The organism is Pseudomonas sp. MF6396, assembly GCF_002018915.1.
GTDB classification, from domain to species: domain Bacteria; phylum Pseudomonadota; class Gammaproteobacteria; order Pseudomonadales; family Pseudomonadaceae; genus Aquipseudomonas; species Aquipseudomonas palmensis.
This window is the reverse complement of record NZ_MVOK01000014.1, coordinates 101,656-122,518: the sequence shown is the minus strand read 5'-3', so window position 1 is coordinate 122,518 and position 20,863 is coordinate 101,656. Positions and strand designations below refer to the sequence as shown.

Here is a 20,863-nt window from a genome sequence, read left to right as displayed (position 1 = left end):
CATGAGCGAATTCAAACGTATCCCTCCAGAGCAGGCTCAGGCGCTGCGTGCGCAAGGCGCCGTGGTGGTCGATATCCGCGACCAGCCCACCTTTGCCAACTGCCACATCACCGGCGCCCGCCACCTGGACAACCAGTCGGTCGCCGATTTCATCCGCGGCGCCGACCTCGACGCCCCCACCGTGGTGGTCTGCTACCACGGCAACTCCAGCCAGAGCGCGGCCGCGTATCTGGTCAGCCAGGGTTTTTCCGACGTCTACAGCCTCGACGGCGGCTTCGAGCTGTGGCGCGCCACCTTCCCGGCAGAAACCGCCCAGGGCTCTGCCGAATAATTTTTTTGTTGGCCTGCAGCCCGCGCCCTGCGCGGGCTCGCGCCAGACCAGACGAACGGTCGTGGCGAACTAATCGCCCAACCGCCCTTGACCTCGCCGATTACCAACTATCCTTAAGCCCAGGCCATCCAAAAAGGGGAGAGCCGGTACACCGGCGTGCGGGTCATCGGTAAGGTTCCAAGGGTGTTCTGGGGGGTATACAGCAGGCGGCAGTGCCGTCTGCATGCCAGCATCAACTGATCGATCCGACGTCGGCTCCACGTATCGAGCGAGGTGACGTCATGAGTATTTTTAGCCACTTCCAACAACGTTTCGAGTCCACCCGTCAGGAAGAGCTCTCGCTGCAGGAGTATCTTGAGCTCTGCAAGCAGGACCGTAGTGCCTATGCGTCGGCGGCCGAACGCCTGTTGATGGCTATTGGTGAGCCGGAACTGGTCGACACGTCGAACAATTCGCGGCTGTCGCGGATCTTCTCCAACAAGGTGATCCGGCGCTACCCCGCCTTCGAAGACTTCCATGGCATGGAAGAATGCATCGACCAGATCGTTTCCTACTTCCGCCATGCCGCACAGGGCCTGGAGGAAAAGAAACAGATCCTCTACCTGCTCGGCCCGGTGGGTGGCGGCAAGTCGTCCCTGGCTGAAAAACTCAAGCAACTGATGGAAAAGGTGCCCTTCTACGCCATCAAGGGCTCGCCGGTGTTCGAGTCCCCGCTGGGGCTGTTCAACGCCACCGAGGACGGCGCCATCCTCGAAGAGGACTTCGGCATCCCGCGCCGCTACCTGAACACCATCATGTCGCCCTGGGCGACCAAGCGCCTGGCCGAGTTCGGCGGCGACATCAGCCAGTTCAAGGTGGTCAAGCTCTACCCCTCGATCCTCAACCAGATCGCCGTGGCCAAGACCGAGCCGGGCGACGAGAACAACCAGGACATCTCGGCGCTGGTGGGCAAGGTCGATATCCGCAAGCTCGAGGAATTCCCGCAGAACGACGCCGACGCCTACAGCTATTCGGGCGCACTGTGCCGGGCCAACCAGGGCCTGATGGAATTCGTCGAGATGTTCAAGGCACCGATCAAGGTCCTGCACCCGCTGCTCACCGCCACCCAGGAGGGCAACTACAACAGCACCGAGGGCCTCGGCGCCATCCCCTACTCCGGGATTCTGCTGGCCCACTCCAACGAATCGGAATGGCACAGCTTTCGCAACAACAAGAACAACGAGGCGTTCATCGACCGGATCTACATCGTCAAGGTGCCGTACTGCCTGCGCGTGAGCGACGAGATCAAGATCTACGACAAGCTGCTGTTCAACAGCTCCCTGGCCAAGGCCCACTGCGCACCCGACACCCTGAAGATGCTGGCCCAGTTCACGGTGCTGTCGCGCCTCAAGGAGCCGGAGAACTCGAACATCTACTCCAAGATGCGCGTGTATGACGGCGAGAACCTCAAAGACACCGATCCGAAGGCCAAGTCGATCCAGGAGTACCGCGACTCGGCCGGTGTCGACGAAGGCATGAACGGCCTGTCGACCCGCTTCGCCTTCAAGATCCTGTCCAAGGTGTTCAACTTCGACCCCCATGAAATCGCGGCCAACCCGGTGCACCTGCTGTACGTGCTGGAGCAGCAGATCGAACAGGAACAGTTCCCGGCCGAGGTGCGCGAGCGCTACCTGCGCTACCTCAAGGAATACCTGGCACCGCGCTACATCGAGTTCATCGGCAAGGAAATCCAGACCGCCTACCTGGAGTCCTACAGCGAATACGGGCAGAACATCTTCGACCGTTATGTGCTGTACGCCGACTTCTGGATTCAGGACCAGGAGTACCGCGACCCCGAAACCGGCGAGATCCTCAACCGCATCGCCCTCAACGAGGAGCTGGAGAAGATCGAGAAACCGGCTGGCATCAGCAATCCGAAGGATTTCCGCAACGAGATCGTCAACTTCGTGCTGCGCGCGCGGGCCAACAACAACGGCAAGAACCCGACCTGGCTGAGCTACGAAAAACTGCGGGTGGTGATCGAGAAGAAAATGTTCTCCAATACCGAAGACCTGCTGCCGGTCATCAGCTTCAACGCCAAGGCGAGCAAGGAGGACCAGCAGAAGCACAACGACTTCGTTACGCGAATGGTCGAACGCGGCTACACGGACAAACAGGTCCGGCTGCTCTCGGAATGGTACCTGCGGGTCAGGAAATCGCAATAAGCGGCAAGCGTCAGGCTGTCAGCGGCAAGCCCGGAGTACGCGCCGGGCCTGCAGCGACAGCGCTGCCCATCTTGAAGCTAGAAGCTTGAAGCTTGCAGCTACTGCCTACTCCCGGAGGGGCCTATGAGCTATGTGATCGACCGACGCCTGAACGGCAAGAACAAGAGCACGGTCAACCGCCAGCGCTTTCTGCGGCGTTACCGTGACCACATCAAGAAGGCCGTCGAAGAGGCCGTGAGCCGTCGCTCCATCACCGACATGGAGCATGGCGAGCAGATCAGCATTCCTGGCCGGGATATCGACGAACCGGTACTGCACCATGGACGCGGCGGCAAGCAGACCGTCGTACACCCGGGCAACAAGGAGTTCACCGCCGGCGAGCATATCGCGCGTCCGCAGGGCGGCGGTGGAGGCGGCGGCAAGGGCAAGGCCGGCAATTCCGGCGAAGGCATGGACGAGTTCGTCTTCCAGATCACCCAGGAAGAATTCCTCGAGTTCATGTTCGAAGACCTCGAGCTGCCCAACCTGGTCAAGCGTCACCTGACCGGCACCGACACCTTCAAGACCGTGCGCGCGGGCATCAGCAATGAAGGCAACCCCTCGCGCATCAATATCATCCGCACCCTGCGCTCAGCCCATGCGCGGCGCATTGCGCTGTCGGGCAGCAGCCGCGCCAAACTGCGCGCCGCCCAGGAAGAACTTGCACGTCTGAAGCGCGAAGAGCCGGACAACTTCGGCGATATCCAGGAAATCGAAGGGGAAATAGAACGTCTGAGTGCACGTATCCACCGCGTACCCTTTCTCGACACCTTCGACCTCAAGTACAACCTGCTGGTCAAGCAGCCCAACCCCAGTTCCAAGGCCGTGATGTTCTGTCTGATGGACGTGTCCGGCTCCATGACCCAGGCCACGAAGGACATCGCCAAGCGCTTCTTCATCCTGCTGTACCTGTTCCTGAAGCGAAACTACGACAAGATCGAGGTGGTGTTCATCCGCCATCACACCAGCGCGCGCGAAGTGGATGAGGAAGAGTTCTTCTATTCCCGCGAGACGGGCGGCACCATCGTCTCCAGCGCCCTGAAACTGATGCAGGAAATCATGGCCGAGCGCTATCAGGCCAGCGAATGGAACATCTACGCGGCCCAGGCTTCGGACGGTGACAACTGGAACGACGACTCGCCCATCTGCCGCGAGATCCTCACCAAGCAGATCATGCCGTTCGTGCAGTACTACACTTACGTCGAGATCACCCCTCGCGAGCACCAGGCCTTGTGGTTCGAATACGAACGCATCGGCGAAGCCTTCGCCGATACCTTCGCCCAGCAGCAGCTGGTGTCGGCCGGCGATATCTACCCGGTCTTCCGTGAACTCTTCCAGCGCAGGTTAGCCACATGACCGCCAGAGAGCAGAAGCGCCAACCCCTTTCCACCGGGTCCGAGTGGACGTTCGAGCTGATCCAGGCATACGACCGCGAAATCAGTCGCCTGGCCGAGCGCTACGCCCTGGACACCTACCCCAACCAGATCGAGGTGATTACCGCCGAGCAGATGATGGACGCCTATGCGTCGGTCGGCATGCCGCTGGGCTATCACCACTGGTCCTACGGCAAGCATTTCCTGAGCACAGAAAAATCGTACAGTCGCGGCCAGATGGGCCTGGCCTACGAAATCGTGATCAATTCCGACCCCTGCATCGCCTACCTGATGGAGGAGAACACCATCTGCATGCAGGCGCTGGTGGTAGCGCACGCGTGCTACGGGCACAACAGCTTCTTCAAGGGCAACTACCTGTTCCGCACCTGGACCGACGCCAGCTCGATCATCGACTACCTGGTGTTCGCCAAGCAGTACATCACCCAGTGCGAGGAGCGCCACGGCATCGACGCGGTGGAAGACCTGCTGGACTCCTGCCATGCCCTGATGAACTACGGCGTCGACCGCTACAAGCGGCCCTACCCGATCTCCGCCGAAGAAGAGCGTCGCCGCCAGAAGGACCGCGAAGAACACCTGCAAAAGCAGATCAACGACCTGTGGCGCACCATTCCCAAGGGCACCGACAAGTACAACGAGAAAGACAACGCGCGCTTCCCGGCCGAACCGCAGGAAAACATCCTGTACTTCATCGAGAAGCACGCCCCGCTGCTCGAACCCTGGCAACGCGAGATCGTGCGCATCGTGCGCAAGATCGCACAGTACTTCTACCCGCAACGCCAGACCCAGGTGATGAACGAAGGCTGGGCGACCTTCTGGCACTACACCCTGATGAACGACCTGTACGACGAGGGCCTCGTGACCGAGGGCTTCATGATGGAGTTTCTGCAGTCGCACACCAGCGTGGTGTTCCAGCCAGGCTTCGACAGCCCCTATTACAGCGGCATCAACCCCTATGCCCTGGGTTTTGCCATGTACCGCGACATCCGGCGCATGTGCGAGCACCCCACTGAGGAAGACCGCCGGTGGTTCCCCGAGATTGCCGGCAGCGACTGGCTGTCGACCATCAAGTTCGCCATGAGCAGCTTCAAGGACGAGAGCTTCATCCTGCAGTACCTGTCGCCCACGGTGATTCGCGACCTCAAGCTGTTCAGCATCCTGGACGACGACCAGAAGGACGACCTGCTGGTACCGGCCATCCACGACGAAGCAGGCTACCGCACCATCCGCGAGATCCTGGCCGCGCAATACAACCTGGGCAACCGCGAACCCAACGTGCAGATCTGGAGCATAGACCGGCGTGGCGACCGCTCGCTGACGCTGCGTCACCAGCAACATGACCGCAAACCGCTGGGCGACTCCACCGACGAGGTGCTCAAGCACCTGCACCGCCTGTGGGGCTTCGACATCCATCTGGAGACCCTGCAAGGCGACCAGGTGATGAAGACCCACCACGTCCCCCCAAAGGGCGAACACGGCGAAGGTGACTACGGACGGCTGGACCTGGCTGTCGTCCACCTGTAGCCGCCCGCGCCAACCTCCGTTGTGGCCAGACAGGGTATCCTGTGGCCTCAACGGAGGTTTTTTCATGCAGATCTATAAAGTCGGTGGTGCCGTGCGCGACCGCCTGCTGGGCAGGCCGGTCACCGATATCGACTGGGTGGTGGTGGGTGCGACGGTCGAGCAGATGCAGGCCCAGGGCTATCGTCCGGTGGGGGCCGACTTCCCCGTCTTCCTTCACCCTCACAGCGGTGAAGAATATGCACTGGCGCGTACGGAGCGCAAAAGCGGGCGCGGCTATGGCGGCTTCACCTTCCATGCCAGCCCCGAGGTCACACTGGAAGAAGACCTGGTGCGGCGCGACCTGACCATCAATGCAATGGCCGAGGACGAACAGGGCCGGATCACCGACCCGTACAAGGGCCAGCAGGATCTCCAAGACCGGATTTTACGCCACGTTTCCCCCGCGTTCGCCGAAGATCCCTTGCGTGTGCTGCGCGTAGCGCGTTTCGCTGCGCGCTATGCCGGGCTGGGTTTCCAGGTAGCCCCCGAAACCCTCGCACTGATGCGCGAGCTGAGCGAGTCGGGTGAACTGCAAGCCCTTACCGCCGAGCGCAGCTGGAAGGAAATCGCCCGCGCCCTGATGGAAGAGCAACCCCAGGTGTTCATTCAGGTGCTGCGTGATTGCGGGGCGCTGAAGCAGTTGATGCCCGAACTCGACGTGCTGTTCGGCGTTCCGCAACCTGCGGCGCATCATCCTGAAATCGACACCGGCGTGCATACCCTGTCGGTGCTGGAGCAGGCGGCCCGTCACAACCAGCCGCTGACGGTACGCTGGGCCTGCCTGCTGCATGACCTGGGCAAAGGCCTGACCCCCGAAGAGGAGTGGCCGCGGCATATCGCCCATGAGCACCGCGGGCTGAAGGCGATCAAGGCGGTCAACCAGCGCTTCAAGGCACCGCGCGACTGCCAGGAATTGGCCTTGCTGGTGGGCGAGTACCATACCCATGGCCACCGGGCCCTGGAGCTGAAGGCATCGACCTTGCTGGAGTTGCTGCAGCGCTTCGACGTGTACCGGCGCCCGCAACGCTTTGAAGAGTTCATCGCCGCGTGCGAAATGGACGCGCGCGGGCGACTGGGGTTGGAGGAGCGTGATTATCCACAGGCCGCCTACCTGCGTGGCGCAGCAGACGCCGCGCGGGCAGTGGCGGTGCAGCCACTGGTAGAGAAGGGCTTCACCGGCCAGGGCCTGGGCGAGGCGATCAAGCGCGAGCGGCTGAATGCGCTCAAGGCCTACAAGGAAAGCGCCAAACCCTGAATCGATAGGCCGGCAAGGGCAGCGATTCCTGATGCCGCCCCTGACCGTCAGTCCAGCGGCAGCGCCTTGCCATTCCAGGTGAATGGCACCGGTTCGAGTACCTGGTCGATCTGCGCCTGCTGCCACAGCTGGGCCATGCTCTTGCCTGCTCCAGGGTGCACCAGTTCCGGCGCGATCAGCGACAATGGCCACAAGACGAACGCATTCTTGAGAATTTCGGCCCTTGGCAACACCAGGCCGTCGAAACTGCCGTGCAGGTCACCATACATCAGCACGTCGATATCCAGCGGCAGCCCCTTGCGATCCGGAGCATAACGGCCGTTGTCGGCCTCGATGAACTTCAGGCGACGGTCCAGTTCAAGCAATGGCAGGTCGGTCAGGCCGGTGACCACCAGATTGAAAAACGGCCCGCTCTTGATGCCCACCGCCTGGCTTTCGAACACCGTCGAGCAGCGCATGTCCCTGAGCATCGCAGCCAGCGCATCGAGCCCGGCGCCGAGGTGCCGCTCGCGCTCGATGTTGCTGCCAAGGCCTAGGTATACCGGGGTCAGAGACATCCGCGCTCGATCTCCACGCCCACCCCGCTTGCCGCCGCGATGGCGCCAGGCTTGGTCAGCTTCAGTTGCAGCCAGGGAATCTGGAACTCGTCCATCAGCACCTTGGCCAGGCGTTCGGCGAACGTCTCGACCAGCTCATAGCTGGCCTGTTCGGCAAATGCCTGGATACGTGCCGTGACGCTGGCATAGTCCAGGGCCAGGCTCAGGTCGTCGCCGGCCGCTGCCGGGCGATTGTCCCAGGCGAACCGCAGGTCCAGGCGCAGGCACTGGCGAATACCGCGTTCCCAGTCATAGGCGCCGATCACGGTGTCGACTTCCAGCCCTTCGATGAACACTCTGTCCAAGCACTTCTCTCCACAGCACGACAAGGGCGCCTTGCGCCGCTAGAATCAGGGCGTCCTCGCCCGGAATAGTTAGCATGTTTTGGTTACTGGCGTCGCTCGCCTACCTGCTCGGCTCGCTGTCCTTCGCCATCGTTCTCAGCCGCCTGAGCGGCAGCCCCGACCCGCGTGCCTGCGGCTCAGGCAATGCCGGCGCCACCAACATGCTGCGTCTGGCAGGCCGCAAGCTGGCGATCCTGACCCTGCTTGGCGACCTGTGCAAGGGCCTGTTGCCCGTGCTCATCGCCAGCCTGGTCGGCCTCAACGAGCAGCAGCAGGCCTGGATAGGCCTGTGCGCGGTGGTCGGCCACCTGTTTCCGCTGTACTTCCGCTTTCGCGGCGGCAAGGGCGTGGCCACTGCCGCCGGCGTGCTGCTGGGGCTCTACCCCCCGGCCGCCCTGCTGGCCATCAGCGCATGGCTGCTGACCTTCTACCTGACCCGCACCAGCTCGCTGGCCGCCTTGATCGCAACGCCCCTGGCCCTGCCCCTGCTGGCCTGGCGCGAGCCCGAGGCGCTGCTGCCGATGAGCGTGCTGACCGTGCTCATCGTATGGCGCCATCGCGGCAATCTACGCGACCTTTTTGCCGGGCGCGAACGGCATTTCTGAGGCGTTCACATGAGCGGCGCTCATGCTCACAGCCCCTGCAACTGCTCCATCGGCCAGCGTGCCTGCACGCTGATCGCCAGGGTTTCCCGCTGCCCGGCCGCCAGACGCTGGCACCCGGCATAGGCGATCATCGCGCCGTTGTCGGTGCAGAACTCGGGGCGCGCGTAGTACACATTGCCCTTGAGCCCGGCCAGCATCTCCTCCAGCGAGGCACGCAGGGCCTTGTTGGCACTCACCCCACCTGCGATCACCAGGCGCTTGAGCCCGGCCTGCTTGAGGGCGCGCTTGCACTTGATGGTCAAAGTCTCCACCACCGCCTGCTGGAACGCCAGAGCGATGTCGCAACGGGTCTGCTCGGTGTCGTCCCCGGTACGCTGGCACTGCTGCCAGGTGTTCAGGGCAAAGGTCTTCAGGCCGCTGAAGCTGAAATCCAGGCCCGGACGATCGGTCATCGGCCGCGGGAACACGAACCGACCCGGCACGCCCTGCAGCGCCAGGCGCGCGATCTCCGGGCCACCGGGATAGTTCAGGCCCATCATCTTGGCCGTCTTGTCAAACGCTTCGCCGGCCGCATCGTCGAGGGACTCGCCAAGCAGTTCGTACTGGCCGATGCCATCCACACGTACCAACTGCGTATGGCCGCCCGACACCAGCAAGGCGACGAACGGAAATTCCGGCGGTTGCGCCTCGAGCATCGGTGCCAGCAGGTGGCCCTCCATGTGGTGCACGCCCAGGGCCGGGATGCCCCAGGCAAAGGCCAGCGCCTGGGCGCACGAAGCCCCCACCAGCAGCGCCCCGACCAGGCCAGGGCCTGCCGTGTAGGCGATGGCGTCGATCTCGGTGGCCACGCAGTCGGCCTCGGCCAGCACCTGGCGGATCAACGGCAGCATGCGCTTGACGTGATCACGCGAGGCCAGCTCCGGCACAACCCCGCCATACGCGCGGTGCAGGTCGATCTGACTGAACAGTGCATCGGCCAGCAGGCCGCGTTCGCTGTCGTATAATGCGACACCAGTTTCGTCGCAGGATGTTTCCAATCCCAGTACTAGCATGGGTTTGCGCCTTGTTGGGGCTGAATTCGAAGGCGCGCATGATAGTCCTCGCTCCCGGTGCCGACCAGCGGTTTTCGATCAGAGGCTTTGCATTCAGGCCAGCTAAGGGTTAACATCCGCAACCCTTAAAAACCGACGTTCTCCAGTGCACATATTTGCCACGAGTTCGTTGACCCCCGGTAATGAATGAAGGTAGCTCTGGATGCCAGCCGTCAAAGTTAAAGAGAACGAACCCTTCGACGTAGCTCTGCGTCGTTTCAAGCGCTCCTGCGAAAAAGCCGGTGTACTGGCTGAAGTTCGTAGCCGCGAATTTTACGAGAAGCCAACTTCCGAGCGTAAGCGCAAGGCAGCAGCCGCTGTCAAACGCCACGCCAAGAAAGTTCAGCGCGAACAGCGCCGCGCCGTTCGTCTGTACTGATACAGACGTTCGTCGCCAGCTTCTGCCATGCCCGGTGCAAGCCGGGCTGTCGGCAGTTGATGCTGTTTCCTCTGGCCTGGACCTTCGGGTCGAGCGCCTGAGATGCCCAAACTGCTATGCAGCAAGGGCAAGCCTGCCTCACACGTCAGACCTGGCCTAACCGCCAGCAGTGCACGTCACCCCTGACGAGCCTTCACCGGCTGCAGACGAGCACACCCCTTTCCTTTTTTGTGTCACGTCATTCGAGCTTGCATCGAATGCGTCGCTGTTCCCGCAGCATTAGCGATTACACTTGATTGTCGCCTGATGACGAGAGTGCCATGGCCGGGCTGATTCCCCAGAGTTTTATTGACGACCTCCTCAACCGCACCGACATCGTCGACGTGGTGAGTTCGCGTGTAAACCTGAAAAAGTCCGGCAAGAACCACACGGCCTGCTGCCCGTTCCACAAGGAGAAGACCCCCTCCTTCAGCGTCAGCCCCGACAAGCAGTTCTACTACTGCTTCGGTTGCGGCGCCGGCGGCAATGCCCTGGGCTTCATCATGGACCACGACAACCTGGACTTTCCCCAGGCTGTCGAAGAGCTGGCCAAGGCCGCCGGCATGGAAGTGCCGCGCGAAGAGAGCAGCCGCGGGCAAAAGCCCCGCCAGCCCACCGATTCGCCGCTGTACCCGCTGCTCGAAGCCGCTGCCGAGTTCTATCGCCAGGCCCTGAAGAACCACCCGACACGCCGCTCGGCCGTCGAATACCTCAAGGGCCGCGGCCTGTCCGGCGAAATCGCTCGCGACTTCGGCCTGGGCTTCGCGCCGCCGGGCTGGGACAACCTGTTCAAGCACCTGAGCAGCGACGCCCTGCAGCAAAAGGCCATGGTCGACGCCGGCCTGCTGATCGAGAATGCCGAGACCGGCAAGCGCTATGACCGCTTCCGCGACCGCGTGATGTTTCCCATCCGCGACAGCCGTGGTCGGGTCATCGCCTTCGGTGGGCGGGTGCTGGGCGACGACAAGCCCAAGTACCTGAACTCCCCCGAAACCCCTGTGTTCCACAAGGGCCAGGAGCTCTACGGGCTGTACGAGGCACGCAAGTTCAACCGCAACCTCGACGAGATCATCGTGGTCGAGGGCTACATGGACGTCATCGCCCTGGCCCAGCAAGGTTTGCGCAATGCCGTGGCCACCCTTGGCACCGCCACCAGCGAAGACCACCTCAAGCGCCTGTTCCGCGTGGTGCCCAGCGTGCTGTTCTGCTTCGACGGCGACCAGGCCGGCCGCAATGCCGCCTGGCGCGCCCTGGAAGCCACGCTGTCGAGCCTGCAGGACGGGCGCAAGGCGCGCTTTCTGTTCCTGCCCGAAGGCGAAGACCCGGACACCCTGGTGCGTGCCGAGGGCACCGACGCCTTCCGTGCGCGCATCAACCAGCATGCTCAGCCGCTGGCCGATTACTTCTTCCAGCAACTGACCGAAGAAGCCGACCCGCGGTCGCTCGAAGGCAAGGCGCACATGGTGACCCTGGCCGCGCCGTTGATCGACAAAGTGCCCGGTGCCAACCTCAAGGCCCTGATGCGCAACCGCCTGCGCGAAATAACCGGCCTGGACCTGCACCAGGTCGAACAACTGGCCCACAGCGCCCCCAGCGAGGCGCCACCGGCGTACGACCCGGGCATCGACTACGATGCGATTCCCGACTACAGCCCGGATTACAGCGACTTCCACCAGCCCGAGCATTTCCAGCCGCAGCAGCAACAATGGACGCCAAGCCAGGGCGGGCAGAAGAAGAAGTGGGAAGGCAAGCCCTGGGACAAGAAGGGCAAGCCGTGGGACAAGAACGGCAAACGCGACTTCCAGCCACCGCCGCGGGTGCCGACGTCGGTGGAACCGCCGACCTTGAGCGCCCTGCGCACCCTCATGCACCACCCACAACTGGCCAAGAAGGTCGAGGATGCCAGCCATTTCGCCGCTGAAGAGCATGTGTATGCCCAGCTGCTGGTGGCGTTGCTCGAAGCCTTGCAAAAGAATCCTGAGCTACGCTCCTTACAGCTGATCGCGCGTTGGCACGGCACCGAACAGGGCCGATTGTTGCGCGCATTGGCAGAAAAGGAATGGCTGATCGATGCCGACAACCTTGAACAACAGTTTTTCGACACCATAACTAGCTTGTCCGCTCGCCAACGCGAGCGCAGCCTGGAACATCTGCTCAGGAAAGCACGTCAAAGTGAGTTGAGCGCAGACGAGAAAAATCAGCTGCGTGACCTGTTAAGCCGGAATGTTCCCGCACAAACCCCGACCTCAACTGGCGCGTGAGGTCCTAGCTCGGGTATAATCCTCGGCTTGTTTTTTGCCCGCCAAGACCTTCAGTGGATAGGGTGTTATGTCCGGAAAAGCGCAACAGCAGTCTCGCATCAAAGAGTTGATCACCCGCGGTCGTGAGCAGGGCTACCTGACTTACGCGGAGGTCAACGACCACCTGCCAGAGGATATTTCAGATCCGGAACAGGTGGAAGACATCATCCGCATGATCAACGACATGGGGATCAACGTATTCGAGAGTGCTCCGGATGCGGATGCCCTTTTGTTGGCCGAGGCCGATACCGACGAAGCCGCCGCCGAAGAAGCTGCCGCAGCGTTGGCGGCCGTGGAGACCGATATCGGTCGCACGACAGACCCGGTGCGCATGTACATGCGTGAAATGGGTACCGTCGAGCTTCTGACCCGCGAAGGCGAAATCGAAATCGCCAAGCGTATCGAAGAAGGTATCCGTGAAGTGATGGGCGCCATTGCGCACTTCCCGGGCACCGTCGACTACATCCTCGGCGAATACGACCGCGTCACCACCGAAGGTGGCCGTCTGTCCGACGTGCTCAGTGGCTACATCGACCCGGATGACGGCATCGCGCCGCCGGCCGAAGTACCGCCGCCTGTCGATCCAAAAGCCCCGGCCAAGGCCGATGCGGACGACGACGAGGAAGAAGAGAAGGAAGGCGCCAGCGATGAAGAGGACGAGGTCGAAAGCGGCCCCGATCCGGTCGTCGCCCAGCAGCGTTTCGGCGCTGTCGCCGACCAGCTGGAAGCAACCGCCAAGGTCCTGAAGAAGCACGGTCGCCACAGCAAGCAAGGCATTGCCGAGCTGCTGCAACTGGCCGAGCTGTTCATGCCGATCAAGCTGGTACCCAAGCAGTTCGAAGTACTGGTGGAGCGCGTGCGCAGCGCCCTGGAGCGCCTGCGCGCCCAGGAACGCGCCATCATGCAACTGTGTGTGCGTGATGCCCGCATGCCACGTGCCGACTTCCTGCGTCTGTTCCCGAGCAACGAAGTGGACACCACCTGGAGCGGCGATCTGTCCAAGCGCAGCGCCAAGTGGGCCGAAGCACTGGGCCGCCTGGACGCCGATATCGTGCGTTGCCAGCAAAAGCTGATCGACCTGCAGGAAGAGACCGGCCTGACGATCGCCGAGATCAAGGACATCAACCGTCGCATGTCGATCGGTGAGGCCAAGGCCCGCCGCGCGAAGAAAGAGATGGTCGAAGCCAACTTGCGTCTGGTGATCTCCATCGCCAAGAAGTACACCAACCGTGGCCTGCAATTCCTCGACCTGATCCAGGAAGGCAACATCGGCTTGATGAAAGCGGTGGACAAGTTCGAATACCGTCGTGGCTACAAGTTCTCGACCTATGCCACCTGGTGGATCCGTCAGGCGATCACTCGCTCGATCGCCGACCAGGCCCGCACCATCCGTATTCCGGTGCACATGATCGAGACGATCAACAAGCTCAACCGCATTTCCCGGCAGATGCTGCAGGAAATGGGTCGTGAACCGACCCCGGAAGAGCTGGGTGAGCGCATGGAGATGCCTGAGGACAAGATCCGCAAGGTACTCAAGATCGCCAAAGAGCCGATCTCCATGGAAACCCCGATCGGTGACGACGAAGATTCGCACCTGGGTGACTTCATCGAGGACTCGACCATGCAGTCGCCAATCGATGTGGCCACGGTCGAAAGCCTGAAGGAAGCGACCCGGGACGTGCTCTCCGGCCTGACCGCACGTGAAGCCAAGGTGCTGCGCATGCGTTTCGGTATCGACATGAACACCGACCACACCCTCGAAGAGGTAGGCAAGCAGTTTGACGTGACCCGCGAGCGGATCCGTCAGATCGAGGCCAAGGCGTTGCGCAAGCTGCGCCACCCGACGCGAAGCGAGCATCTGCGCTCCTTCCTCGACGAGTAATGACGAACCCCGGCAAATGCCGGGGTTTTTCTTTTTCAGGCCCTGACGTTTTAACCCCTGCGTTCTTCGCCCTTCGGTCAAACCCCCGTCTACACTCGAATCTATCCACTTGAGTGACGAGGCCGCTATGCCCAGACTGCCGGCCCTCGTGCTGCCCCTCCTGCTGATGTGGAGTGCAGCGGCCGGCGCCTTGACCCTGAACGACGAAGAGAAAGCCTGGCTCAGTGCGCATCCGCAGCTGCGCCTGGGCGTCGACGCATCCTGGCCACCCTTCGAATACCGTGACCAGGACGGCAAGTACCAGGGATTGGCCGCCGACTACATTGCGTTGATCCAGGAGCGCCTGGGTGTTGTGTTCACGCCAATCGAGCCGAGCAGTTGGTCGGCCGTGCTCCAACAGGCCCGGCAGGGCCAGCTGGACCTGCTGCCCGGCATCATGTCCACCCCCGAACGCCAGGGCTACCTGGCCTTCACCCGCCCTTACCTCGACTTCCCCATCGTGATCCTGGCCCACGAAGGCGGGCCCAGGCCCCGTGACCTCAAGGAGCTGTACGGCCTGAAAGTCGCCGTGGTGGAGAACTACGCCCCACACGAACTGCTGCGTACCCACCACCCCGACCTCAACCTGGTGGCGCTGCCCAATGTCAGCTCGGCGCTTCAGGCCCTGGCCACCGACGAAGTCGATGCTGTGGTCGGCGACCTCGCCTCCAGCGTCTGGAGCCTGCGCCAGCTAAAGCTCGAAGGGCTCTACGTCAGCGGCGAAACCCCTTACCGCTACCAGCTGGCCATGGCGGCCCCGCGCCAACAGAAGATGCTGATCGGCATCCTCGACAAGGTGATTGCCGACATGAGCCCGGCCGAGCTCAGTCATATCCAGGAGCGCTGGGTCGGCAAAGTGCTGGAAAACAGCAACCGCTGGCGCGACCTGCTGCTCTACGGCCTGCCCGGCATCCTGCTGCTGGTGGCGATACTGGCGGCGGTGATGCGCGTCAACCGCCGGCTAAGCTCGGAAATTTCCCGGCGCATAGCCCTGGAACAGGAGCTGCGCAGCAGCGAGTACCACTACCGCGGCCTGGTCGAGAGCCTCTCGGCGATTGCCTGGGAAGCCGATGCCAACAACTTCACCTACAGCTATGTCTCGCCCCACGCCGAAGACCTGCTCGGCTACCCGATCAGCCAATGGCTCAAGCCCGGCTTCTGGCGCGACATCCTGCACCCGGACGACGCCCTCTGGGCACAGGCCTACTGCGACAGCGAAACCGCCGCCGGCCGGGACCACAGCCTGGACTACCGGGTGATCCGCGCCGATGGCAGGGTGCTGTGGGTACGCGACATCGTCAGCCTGATCGAGCATGGGCACACCCCGGTGATGCGCGGGCTGATGATCGACATCAGCGAAACCAAGAACACCGAGCAGGCCCTGCGTCTGTCGGAGCAGAAGTTCGCCTCGGTGTTCCAGCAATGCCCCGACATCCTGCTGATCGCCCGGGTCAGCGATGGCTGCCTGCTGGAGGTCAACGAAGCCTTCGAGGACCAGATCGGCCTGAGCCAGGACCAGGTGATCGGCCGCACCGCCGCCGAGCTCAACCTGTGGGGCATCGAAGACCAGGGGCCAGCCCCGCTGCAGCGCCTGCAGGGCGGCAATATCCGCAACCTCGAAATGCCTTTTCGGCGCAGCAACGGCCAGCTGTTCACCGGGCTCACCTCGGCGGAGATATTCGACCTGGACAGCACCCCGGCGCTGGTGGTGGCGGTGCGCGACATCAGCCAGCTCAAACAGACCCAGGAGCAACTGCAGACCTCCGAAGAAAAGTTCGCCAAGGCCTTCCACGCCTCGCCTGACGGCCTGCTGCTGTCGCGCCAGAGCGACGGGCTGCTGATCGAGGTCAACGACGGGTTCTGCCGCATCACCGGCTTCGATAGCCAGGTACTGGACCACAGCACCCTGGAGCTGGGCATCTGGGTAGACCTCAACGAGCGCCGGCAACTGCTCGAGCTGCTGAACCGAAACGGCTTCGTACGCGACTTCAGCTGCCACATCCGCCGCGCCGACGGGCAGATCCGCCTGTGCGAAGTCTCGGCGCGGCCGCTGCCGATTGCCGGCGTGGACTGCATGCTGACCATCGCCCGCGACATCACCGAGCGCCATCTGATGCAGGAAAAACTGCAACTGGCGGCCACTGTGTTCGAAAACACGGCCGAAGGCGTACTGATCACCGACATCGACCAGCACATCAGTGCGGTCAACCGCGCGTTCAGCGAAATCACCGGCTACAGCGAGTTCGAAGCGCTGGGCCAGACCCCGCGCCTGCTCGCCTCGGGCCAGCACGACAGCGCCTTCTACGCCGCCCTGTGGCATCAGCTGACCGCCGAGGGCCACTGGCAGGGCGAAATCCAGAACCGGCGCAAGAGCGGCGAGCTCTACCCTGCGTGGCTGACCATCAGCGCCGTGCGCAATCACGAGCGTGAGATCACCCACTTCGTCGCCGTGTTCGCCGACATCTCCAGCCTCAAGCATGCCCAGGCCGAGCTCGACTACCAGGCCCACCATGACCCCCTCACCGGCCTGCCCAACCGCACCCTGTTCGAAAGCCGGCTGCAGGCCGCACTCAGCAGCCCACAGCCTTCGGGTCGCCAGGGCGCGGTACTGTTCCTCGACCTGGACCGCTTCAAGCACATCAACGACAGCCTCGGCCACCCGGTCGGCGACCTGCTGCTCAAGGCAATCGCGCAGCGCCTGAAAGAACAGGTGCGCGACAACGACACCGTGGCACGCCTGGGCGGGGACGAATTCATCATCCTGCTGCCCGGCCTGCACCAGCCAAGCGATGCCGAGCATATCGCCAACAAGCTACTGGCCTGCTTTGGCGCACCGTTCCAGGCCGGCGAACACGAGTTCTTCACCAGTGCCAGTATCGGCACCAGCCTGTACCCCCAGGACGGCACCGACGTGGCCTCGTTGATCCGCAACGCCGATGCGGCCATGTACCGCTCCAAGGCCAAGGGGCGCAACCGGGTCGAGAGCTACACCCGCGACCTGACCGCCCAGGCCGCCGAGCGCATCGCGCTGGAGCACGAACTGCGCCGCGCCATCGAGCGCAAGGAACTGAGCCTGAGCTACCAGCCCAAGTTCAGCCTCAAGACCCAGAGCCTGGTGGGCGCCGAGGCACTGATTCGCTGGCGCCACCCGACCTTCGGCGACGTACCGCCGGAGCACTTCATCTCGCTGGCTGAAGAAAATGGCATGATTCTGCAGCTGGGCGACTGGGTGTTGGAGCAGGCGTGCCGGCAGATGCAAGCGTGGAAGCACAGCTACCTTGCGTTCGGGCCGCTGTCGGTCAACCTGGCGGGCGCGCAGTTGCGTCAGCCGTTGCTGGTACAGCGCATCGAGCAATTGCTGCGCACTCACCAGCTCAAGGCGGGTGACCTGCAGCTGGAGATCACCGAGAACTTCATCATGAGCCAGGCCGAGGAGGCGCTGGCCATCCTGCACCAGCTCAAGCGCATCGGTGTACAACTGGCCATCGACGACTTCGGCACCGGCTACTCCTCGCTCAGTTACCTCAAACGCCTGCCTCTGGACATCCTCAAGATCGACCAGTCGTTCATCCGCGGCCTGCCGGATGACCCGCACGATGCGGCAATTGCGCGGGCGATCATTGCGCTGGGGCGCAGCATGCAGCTGACCATCATCGCCGAGGGCGTGGAGAACCAGGCGCAGCAGCAATTTCTGGCGGCCGAAGGTTGCGAACAGATCCAGGGCTACATCGTCAGCCTGCCGCTGGCGGCGCCTGAATTCGCCGCGACCTTTCTACGCCGGGCAGTTTCGGATCTTTCGGATAGCACAGCCTCGAAACCCTCGCTATAATCCGCGACCACTGGGGCCTATAGCTCAGTTGGTTAGAGCAGAGGACTCATAATCCTTTGGTCCACGGTTCAAGTCCGTGTGGGCCCACCAATAAAATCAAAGGCTTACGTATGAATCCGTAGGCCTTTGTCTTTTCCGGTACAAAATCTTCCCCGTTCGTTCCCCGTTTCCTCTACACCGTCTCGCCGTCAATGCGGACTATGGCGGCGGCCTCTGCTGAGTTTGAGATATACACCTCGACCCGCTTACCGCTGTTGGTGGTCAACTCGATCGTAACGCTGGTAGGCGGTGGTCGCAGGTCGTCCCCGCATATCAAGCCAACCACCTCACCACAGTTGGTCTCGCCACCGAGAGGGTCCCACTGGTCTCCATTCACAATCCGTGCAGTAACTTTGATATTTGGCATGCTCTTTCTCCTCTAGCAGCCAATGCGGCTGAATCCGAAGCGTAGCCGCGTTTCACGAAACCTTCGTAAAACCTGCTGGGCGCCGGTTTTGAATACCCGGAATTACGGGTGTTTCCCGTATTACGAAAGTTTCGTAGTGACCCACTGCCGGACGCCAGGCGTACGCCTGGGTGTGCAGGAAATTTGCAGACCCTTCTGGATTTGAAATCGCGAAGTCGGGGCTGCTGGCAGGGCACAACATCAGGGCACAAGGAAATCGCTCCAGCCCATGAGCCACGCGGCTCACAGCCGAATTGAACTACGTGTGCCGCAAACCACCCGGATTTGAGATCGCGATGGCTCCAGATGGAGCGATGGGTAGATACGGGATTTCCCCGGGTGATGGTCCAGAACTGGGCCATCCAGAGATACGAGCAAAACTGCTCACATTCAGAGATGCCCTCAAATTTCAGGACATCTCATTCGGCTGGATGACATGCCGGAAAAATTTCCGGCATGTGCCTGGGCCGCCAGATCGGCGAGGAAGACTCCCCCCAGCGGGGAGAGTTGAGACTTCCTCCGATGGAGGGAGTTGGCGGCCAGTTCTGTCACGCTGCCAGAATTGTCTCCCCCCACTGGGGGATCACATCGGTTGTGACCCCTCCAGCCCCCAATGGGGGTTGGGGTGTCCTCAATTTTGAGGAGACGGGGTAACGGATCGTTAGGGCAGGGGGTCGTGAAACGCGACCCCCTTTGGAAATGCGGATTTTGCGGAAATGAAAAAAAAGCTGAGGGTGCGGTGTCCGGGCCAGAGGCCGTAGACTTTCACTAGGCCCCTCCCTACATTTTCGACAGTTAGCGATTACAGAGCAGGTTGGGGGCGGTCTAGGTAATGCCAGATTCTAGTGATTTTTGGCGTTATCAGGCGTGCTTGCACCTACAAAAAAGCCCGCGCAAGCAACTGAGCGGGCCTTTCACACTACTTTGGCAGTTAACCGCCAGAGGCTTCGGAGATATCCACAGACCGGACGGCGCCGGTCGAGAACACCGCCAGGCCGGCGCGCAGCTCAGCAAGGAGGGTCACCAGGTTGCTGGTGAAGTTGTTGCCGTCTTCACGGCTCAGCATCAGGGTGGGTTGCTCGCGGTCCAGCATGGCCACCTGGGTGGTATCCAGCAGCAGGACAGTGCCCGCCGGCATCGAGCCGGAGGTGATCACCGGAACACCCCACAGCACTGGCGGCGCAGGATCGCGCGGAGAGCCAAGGACATATTGGCCATCGGCGTCGCGCTCGCTGGAGATGCTGAACCAGTCATCAGGGTTCATGATGATCAGCCTGGCCTGCCAGCCGCTGGTCTTCATGGCGGTGACCGCCTGGCCGATAGCATCCACCGGCTTCAAGGTACCGACCACTACGTGAGGGACCGCGTAGCCGATCAGGCCTTTGATCTTGCCCTTGCCACCTGGGCCGGCGATCAGGCGGGACTCCAGTTTCTCCAGCAGGCCGTAGTTCAGCAGGTTGCCGATCTGCTGGCCGAGAGCCGGGGTGTCATCCAGAACCTGCTTGGAAGCACGGGTCCAGTGGGCGACGGTGGCGATGTTGGCGGTCTCCAGCTCGGCGTCGATGCTGGTCTGTGCCTTCTGCTGGCCTTCCTCCTCCTGCTCGGTCGCGTTGTTGGTGTAGTCCTTGATCTGCATGTACTCGAACGTGGCCGAAGAGGCCGGGAGCGAGGGCAGATAGTCCAGCAACGAGAGGTCGCGGCGAGGATCGTTGTAGAGGCCTGGCTGGCGTTGCGCGGTCGCGGAGTAGCTGGTGGACCCTGCTACGCCCTGGCCGGCGTTGGTCAGCGATTTGATGGCGACGTTTTCGACAGTGACACGCCCGGTAGTCGGGCTGCCGGACTTCAAGGCCTCAAACTGGCCCGATTTCGTGAACGCGTCAGCCATCTTGACGATTGCGTCATCACCGCCGCCATAACCGGATGGGGCACCCCGGCGGGCGCTCTTCTGCTCCAGATCCTGCAGACGATCCTTGAGGCCCTGGATGGTTTCTTTCGCATCATTGGCGAAGCGGTTGATCTCTTCGTCGCGGTCTTGCAGGTGCTTGAGTACCAGGGCCTCGGTCGAATCGCCGCCGGCGTTCTTGGTCTGCAGGGTGCGAGCAGAGTTGCTCATTGCGTTGTACATAGGTGTACCTTCAGTTCCGAATAGGGGGACGCGCCTTGCGCACGCCGGGGGCGTGGCTTCTGCGCTCTTGCTTGCTTTCGCGTCCCGCCGGACTCACTCCGGAACTGGCCTCTTCGGTCCTTCCACGGCCTCGCGCCATAGTGGACTCTTGAGTTGTCGCGTCGGTGGCAACCTGCCGAGCCGACAAGCCAATTCTACCCATCAGGCCGCGCAGTGCAAGCGCAAAGCGAAGGCGCAGGGGAAGCAGATTGCGGATCACGTGGTCGGGGATCATGCCGGTGAATTGCACCGCCAGAGAGCGTGGCACGCCGGCGGCACGTAGGTGCTGTTCGTAGGCCCGAAGGCGCTGGAAATCTCGTTTCATTACTGCTCCTTGGGGCGTCGTGGCGCCCATGGGCGGTTTGAT

15 protein-coding genes and 1 tRNA gene are annotated in these 20,863 nt (G+C 62.3%); 11 read left to right on the top strand and 5 right to left on the bottom strand.

Features of this window, described 5'->3' with window-relative positions; genetic code table 11:
- Window position 1 precedes the first annotated feature (1 nt).
- The 5 genes from glpE to MF6396_RS16065 all read left to right on the top strand — a co-directional run bounded on the left by glpE (window position 2) and on the right by MF6396_RS16065 (window position 6,783).
- Window positions 2–331, top strand: coding sequence for a thiosulfate sulfurtransferase GlpE (gene glpE / locus MF6396_RS16085; protein ID WP_078480890.1), 330 nt, complete (start codon window positions 2–4; stop codon window positions 329–331).
- A 281-nt stretch (window positions 332–612) separates the two neighbouring features.
- Window positions 613–2,535 carry a PrkA family serine protein kinase gene (locus tag MF6396_RS16080; RefSeq protein ID WP_043863751.1) on the top strand — a complete coding sequence of 641 codons (1,923 nt, stop codon included), beginning with the start codon at window positions 613–615 and terminating at the stop codon, window positions 2,533–2,535.
- A gap of 123 nt (window positions 2,536–2,658) precedes the next feature.
- Window positions 2,659–3,930: a YeaH/YhbH family protein gene (locus tag MF6396_RS16075; RefSeq protein ID WP_043863750.1), complete on the top strand. Its 1,272-nt coding sequence runs from the start codon at window positions 2,659–2,661 to the stop codon at window positions 3,928–3,930.
- Entirely contained in the window at window positions 3,927–5,489 is a 1,563-nt protein-coding gene (locus MF6396_RS16070; protein WP_043863749.1) for a SpoVR family protein, read from the top strand. Before MF6396_RS16075 ends, MF6396_RS16070 begins: the two co-directional genes overlap by 4 nt.
- A gap of 64 nt (window positions 5,490–5,553) precedes the next feature.
- Window positions 5,554–6,783: a multifunctional CCA addition/repair protein gene (locus MF6396_RS16065; protein WP_078480888.1), complete on the top strand. Its 1,230-nt coding sequence runs from the start codon at window positions 5,554–5,556 to the stop codon at window positions 6,781–6,783.
- A 47-nt stretch (window positions 6,784–6,830) separates the two neighbouring features.
- Here the strand turns inward: MF6396_RS16065 and folK are convergent, their stop codons facing one another.
- Window positions 6,831–7,340 (bottom strand): 2-amino-4-hydroxy-6-hydroxymethyldihydropteridine diphosphokinase, encoded by a 510-nt coding sequence (gene folK / locus MF6396_RS16060; protein WP_043863747.1) that lies wholly within the window; start codon window positions 7,338–7,340, stop codon window positions 6,831–6,833.
- Entirely contained in the window at window positions 7,331–7,684 is a 354-nt protein-coding gene (gene folB, locus MF6396_RS16055; RefSeq protein WP_043863746.1) for a dihydroneopterin aldolase, read from the bottom strand. Before folB ends, folK begins: the two co-directional genes overlap by 10 nt.
- A 74-nt stretch (window positions 7,685–7,758) precedes the next feature.
- Between folB and plsY the strand changes: the two genes are divergently transcribed.
- Complete coding sequence (gene plsY / locus MF6396_RS16050; protein WP_043863745.1) at window positions 7,759–8,328, top strand: glycerol-3-phosphate 1-O-acyltransferase PlsY; 570 nt, start codon at window positions 7,759–7,761, stop codon at window positions 8,326–8,328.
- Between the two features lie 26 nt (window positions 8,329–8,354).
- On the opposite strand, the gene tsaD is transcribed toward plsY, so the two are convergent.
- Window positions 8,355–9,380: a tRNA (adenosine(37)-N6)-threonylcarbamoyltransferase complex transferase subunit TsaD gene (gene tsaD, locus MF6396_RS16045; protein ID WP_054915962.1), complete on the bottom strand. Its 1,026-nt coding sequence runs from the start codon at window positions 9,378–9,380 to the stop codon at window positions 8,355–8,357.
- Between the two features lie 202 nt (window positions 9,381–9,582).
- Between tsaD and rpsU the strand changes: the two genes are divergently transcribed.
- From rpsU to MF6396_RS16020, 5 genes are all read left to right on the top strand, one after another.
- Window positions 9,583–9,798: a 30S ribosomal protein S21 gene (gene rpsU, locus MF6396_RS16040; protein ID WP_002551877.1), complete on the top strand. Its 216-nt coding sequence runs from the start codon at window positions 9,583–9,585 to the stop codon at window positions 9,796–9,798.
- Between the two features lie 320 nt (window positions 9,799–10,118).
- On the top strand, window positions 10,119–12,098 hold the full coding sequence (gene dnaG / locus MF6396_RS16035) for a DNA primase (protein ID WP_043863743.1): 1,980 nt from the start codon (window positions 10,119–10,121) through the stop codon (window positions 12,096–12,098).
- Window positions 12,099–12,165: 67 nt separating this feature from the next.
- Window positions 12,166–14,019 (top strand): RNA polymerase sigma factor RpoD, encoded by a 1,854-nt coding sequence (rpoD, locus tag MF6396_RS16030; protein ID WP_043863742.1) that lies wholly within the window; start codon window positions 12,166–12,168, stop codon window positions 14,017–14,019.
- 127 nt (window positions 14,020–14,146) lie between these two features.
- Complete coding sequence (locus MF6396_RS16025; protein ID WP_078480887.1) at window positions 14,147–17,887, top strand: bifunctional diguanylate cyclase/phosphodiesterase; 3,741 nt, start codon at window positions 14,147–14,149, stop codon at window positions 17,885–17,887.
- A 13-nt stretch (window positions 17,888–17,900) separates the two neighbouring features.
- Window positions 17,901–17,977 (top strand) — tRNA-Ile (locus MF6396_RS16020).
- A 1,286-nt stretch (window positions 17,978–19,263) separates the two neighbouring features.
- On the opposite strand, the gene MF6396_RS16010 is transcribed toward MF6396_RS16020, so the two are convergent.
- Together MF6396_RS16010 and MF6396_RS16005 are read right to left on the bottom strand one after the other, a co-directional pair.
- Window positions 19,264–20,445 (bottom strand): phage major capsid protein, encoded by a 1,182-nt coding sequence (locus tag MF6396_RS16010; RefSeq protein ID WP_238596443.1) that lies wholly within the window; start codon window positions 20,443–20,445, stop codon window positions 19,264–19,266.
- A 22-nt stretch (window positions 20,446–20,467) separates the two neighbouring features.
- Window positions 20,468–20,821, bottom strand: coding sequence for a hypothetical protein (locus tag MF6396_RS16005; protein WP_019750494.1), 354 nt, complete (start codon window positions 20,819–20,821; stop codon window positions 20,468–20,470).
- Window positions 20,822–20,863: the final 42 nt, after the last annotated feature.

Bases quoted from the DNA above. Each gene is read 5' to 3' on its own strand.
- glpE (WP_078480890.1), top strand. From the start codon at position 2: ATGAGCGAATTCAAACGTATCCCTCCAGAGCAGGCTCAGGCGCTGCGT.
- MF6396_RS16080 (WP_043863751.1), top strand. From the start codon at position 613: ATGAGTATTTTTAGCCACTTCCAACAACGTTTCGAGTCCACCCGTCAG.
- MF6396_RS16075 (WP_043863750.1), top strand. From the start codon at position 2,659: ATGAGCTATGTGATCGACCGACGCCTGAACGGCAAGAACAAGAGCACG.
- MF6396_RS16070 (WP_043863749.1), top strand. From the start codon at position 3,927: ATGACCGCCAGAGAGCAGAAGCGCCAACCCCTTTCCACCGGGTCCGAG.
- MF6396_RS16065 (WP_078480888.1), top strand. From the start codon at position 5,554: ATGCAGATCTATAAAGTCGGTGGTGCCGTGCGCGACCGCCTGCTGGGC.
- folK (WP_043863747.1), bottom strand. From the start codon at position 7,340: ATGTCTCTGACCCCGGTATACCTAGGCCTTGGCAGCAACATCGAGCGC.
- plsY (WP_043863745.1), top strand. From the start codon at position 7,759: ATGTTTTGGTTACTGGCGTCGCTCGCCTACCTGCTCGGCTCGCTGTCC.
- tsaD (WP_054915962.1), bottom strand. From the start codon at position 9,380: ATGCTAGTACTGGGATTGGAAACATCCTGCGACGAAACTGGTGTCGCA.
- rpsU (WP_002551877.1), top strand. From the start codon at position 9,583: ATGCCAGCCGTCAAAGTTAAAGAGAACGAACCCTTCGACGTAGCTCTG.
- dnaG (WP_043863743.1), top strand. From the start codon at position 10,119: ATGGCCGGGCTGATTCCCCAGAGTTTTATTGACGACCTCCTCAACCGC.
- rpoD (WP_043863742.1), top strand. From the start codon at position 12,166: ATGTCCGGAAAAGCGCAACAGCAGTCTCGCATCAAAGAGTTGATCACC.
- MF6396_RS16025 (WP_078480887.1), top strand. From the start codon at position 14,147: ATGCCCAGACTGCCGGCCCTCGTGCTGCCCCTCCTGCTGATGTGGAGT.
- MF6396_RS16010 (WP_238596443.1), bottom strand. From the start codon at position 20,445: ATGAGCAACTCTGCTCGCACCCTGCAGACCAAGAACGCCGGCGGCGAT.
- MF6396_RS16005 (WP_019750494.1), bottom strand. From the start codon at position 20,821: ATGAAACGAGATTTCCAGCGCCTTCGGGCCTACGAACAGCACCTACGT.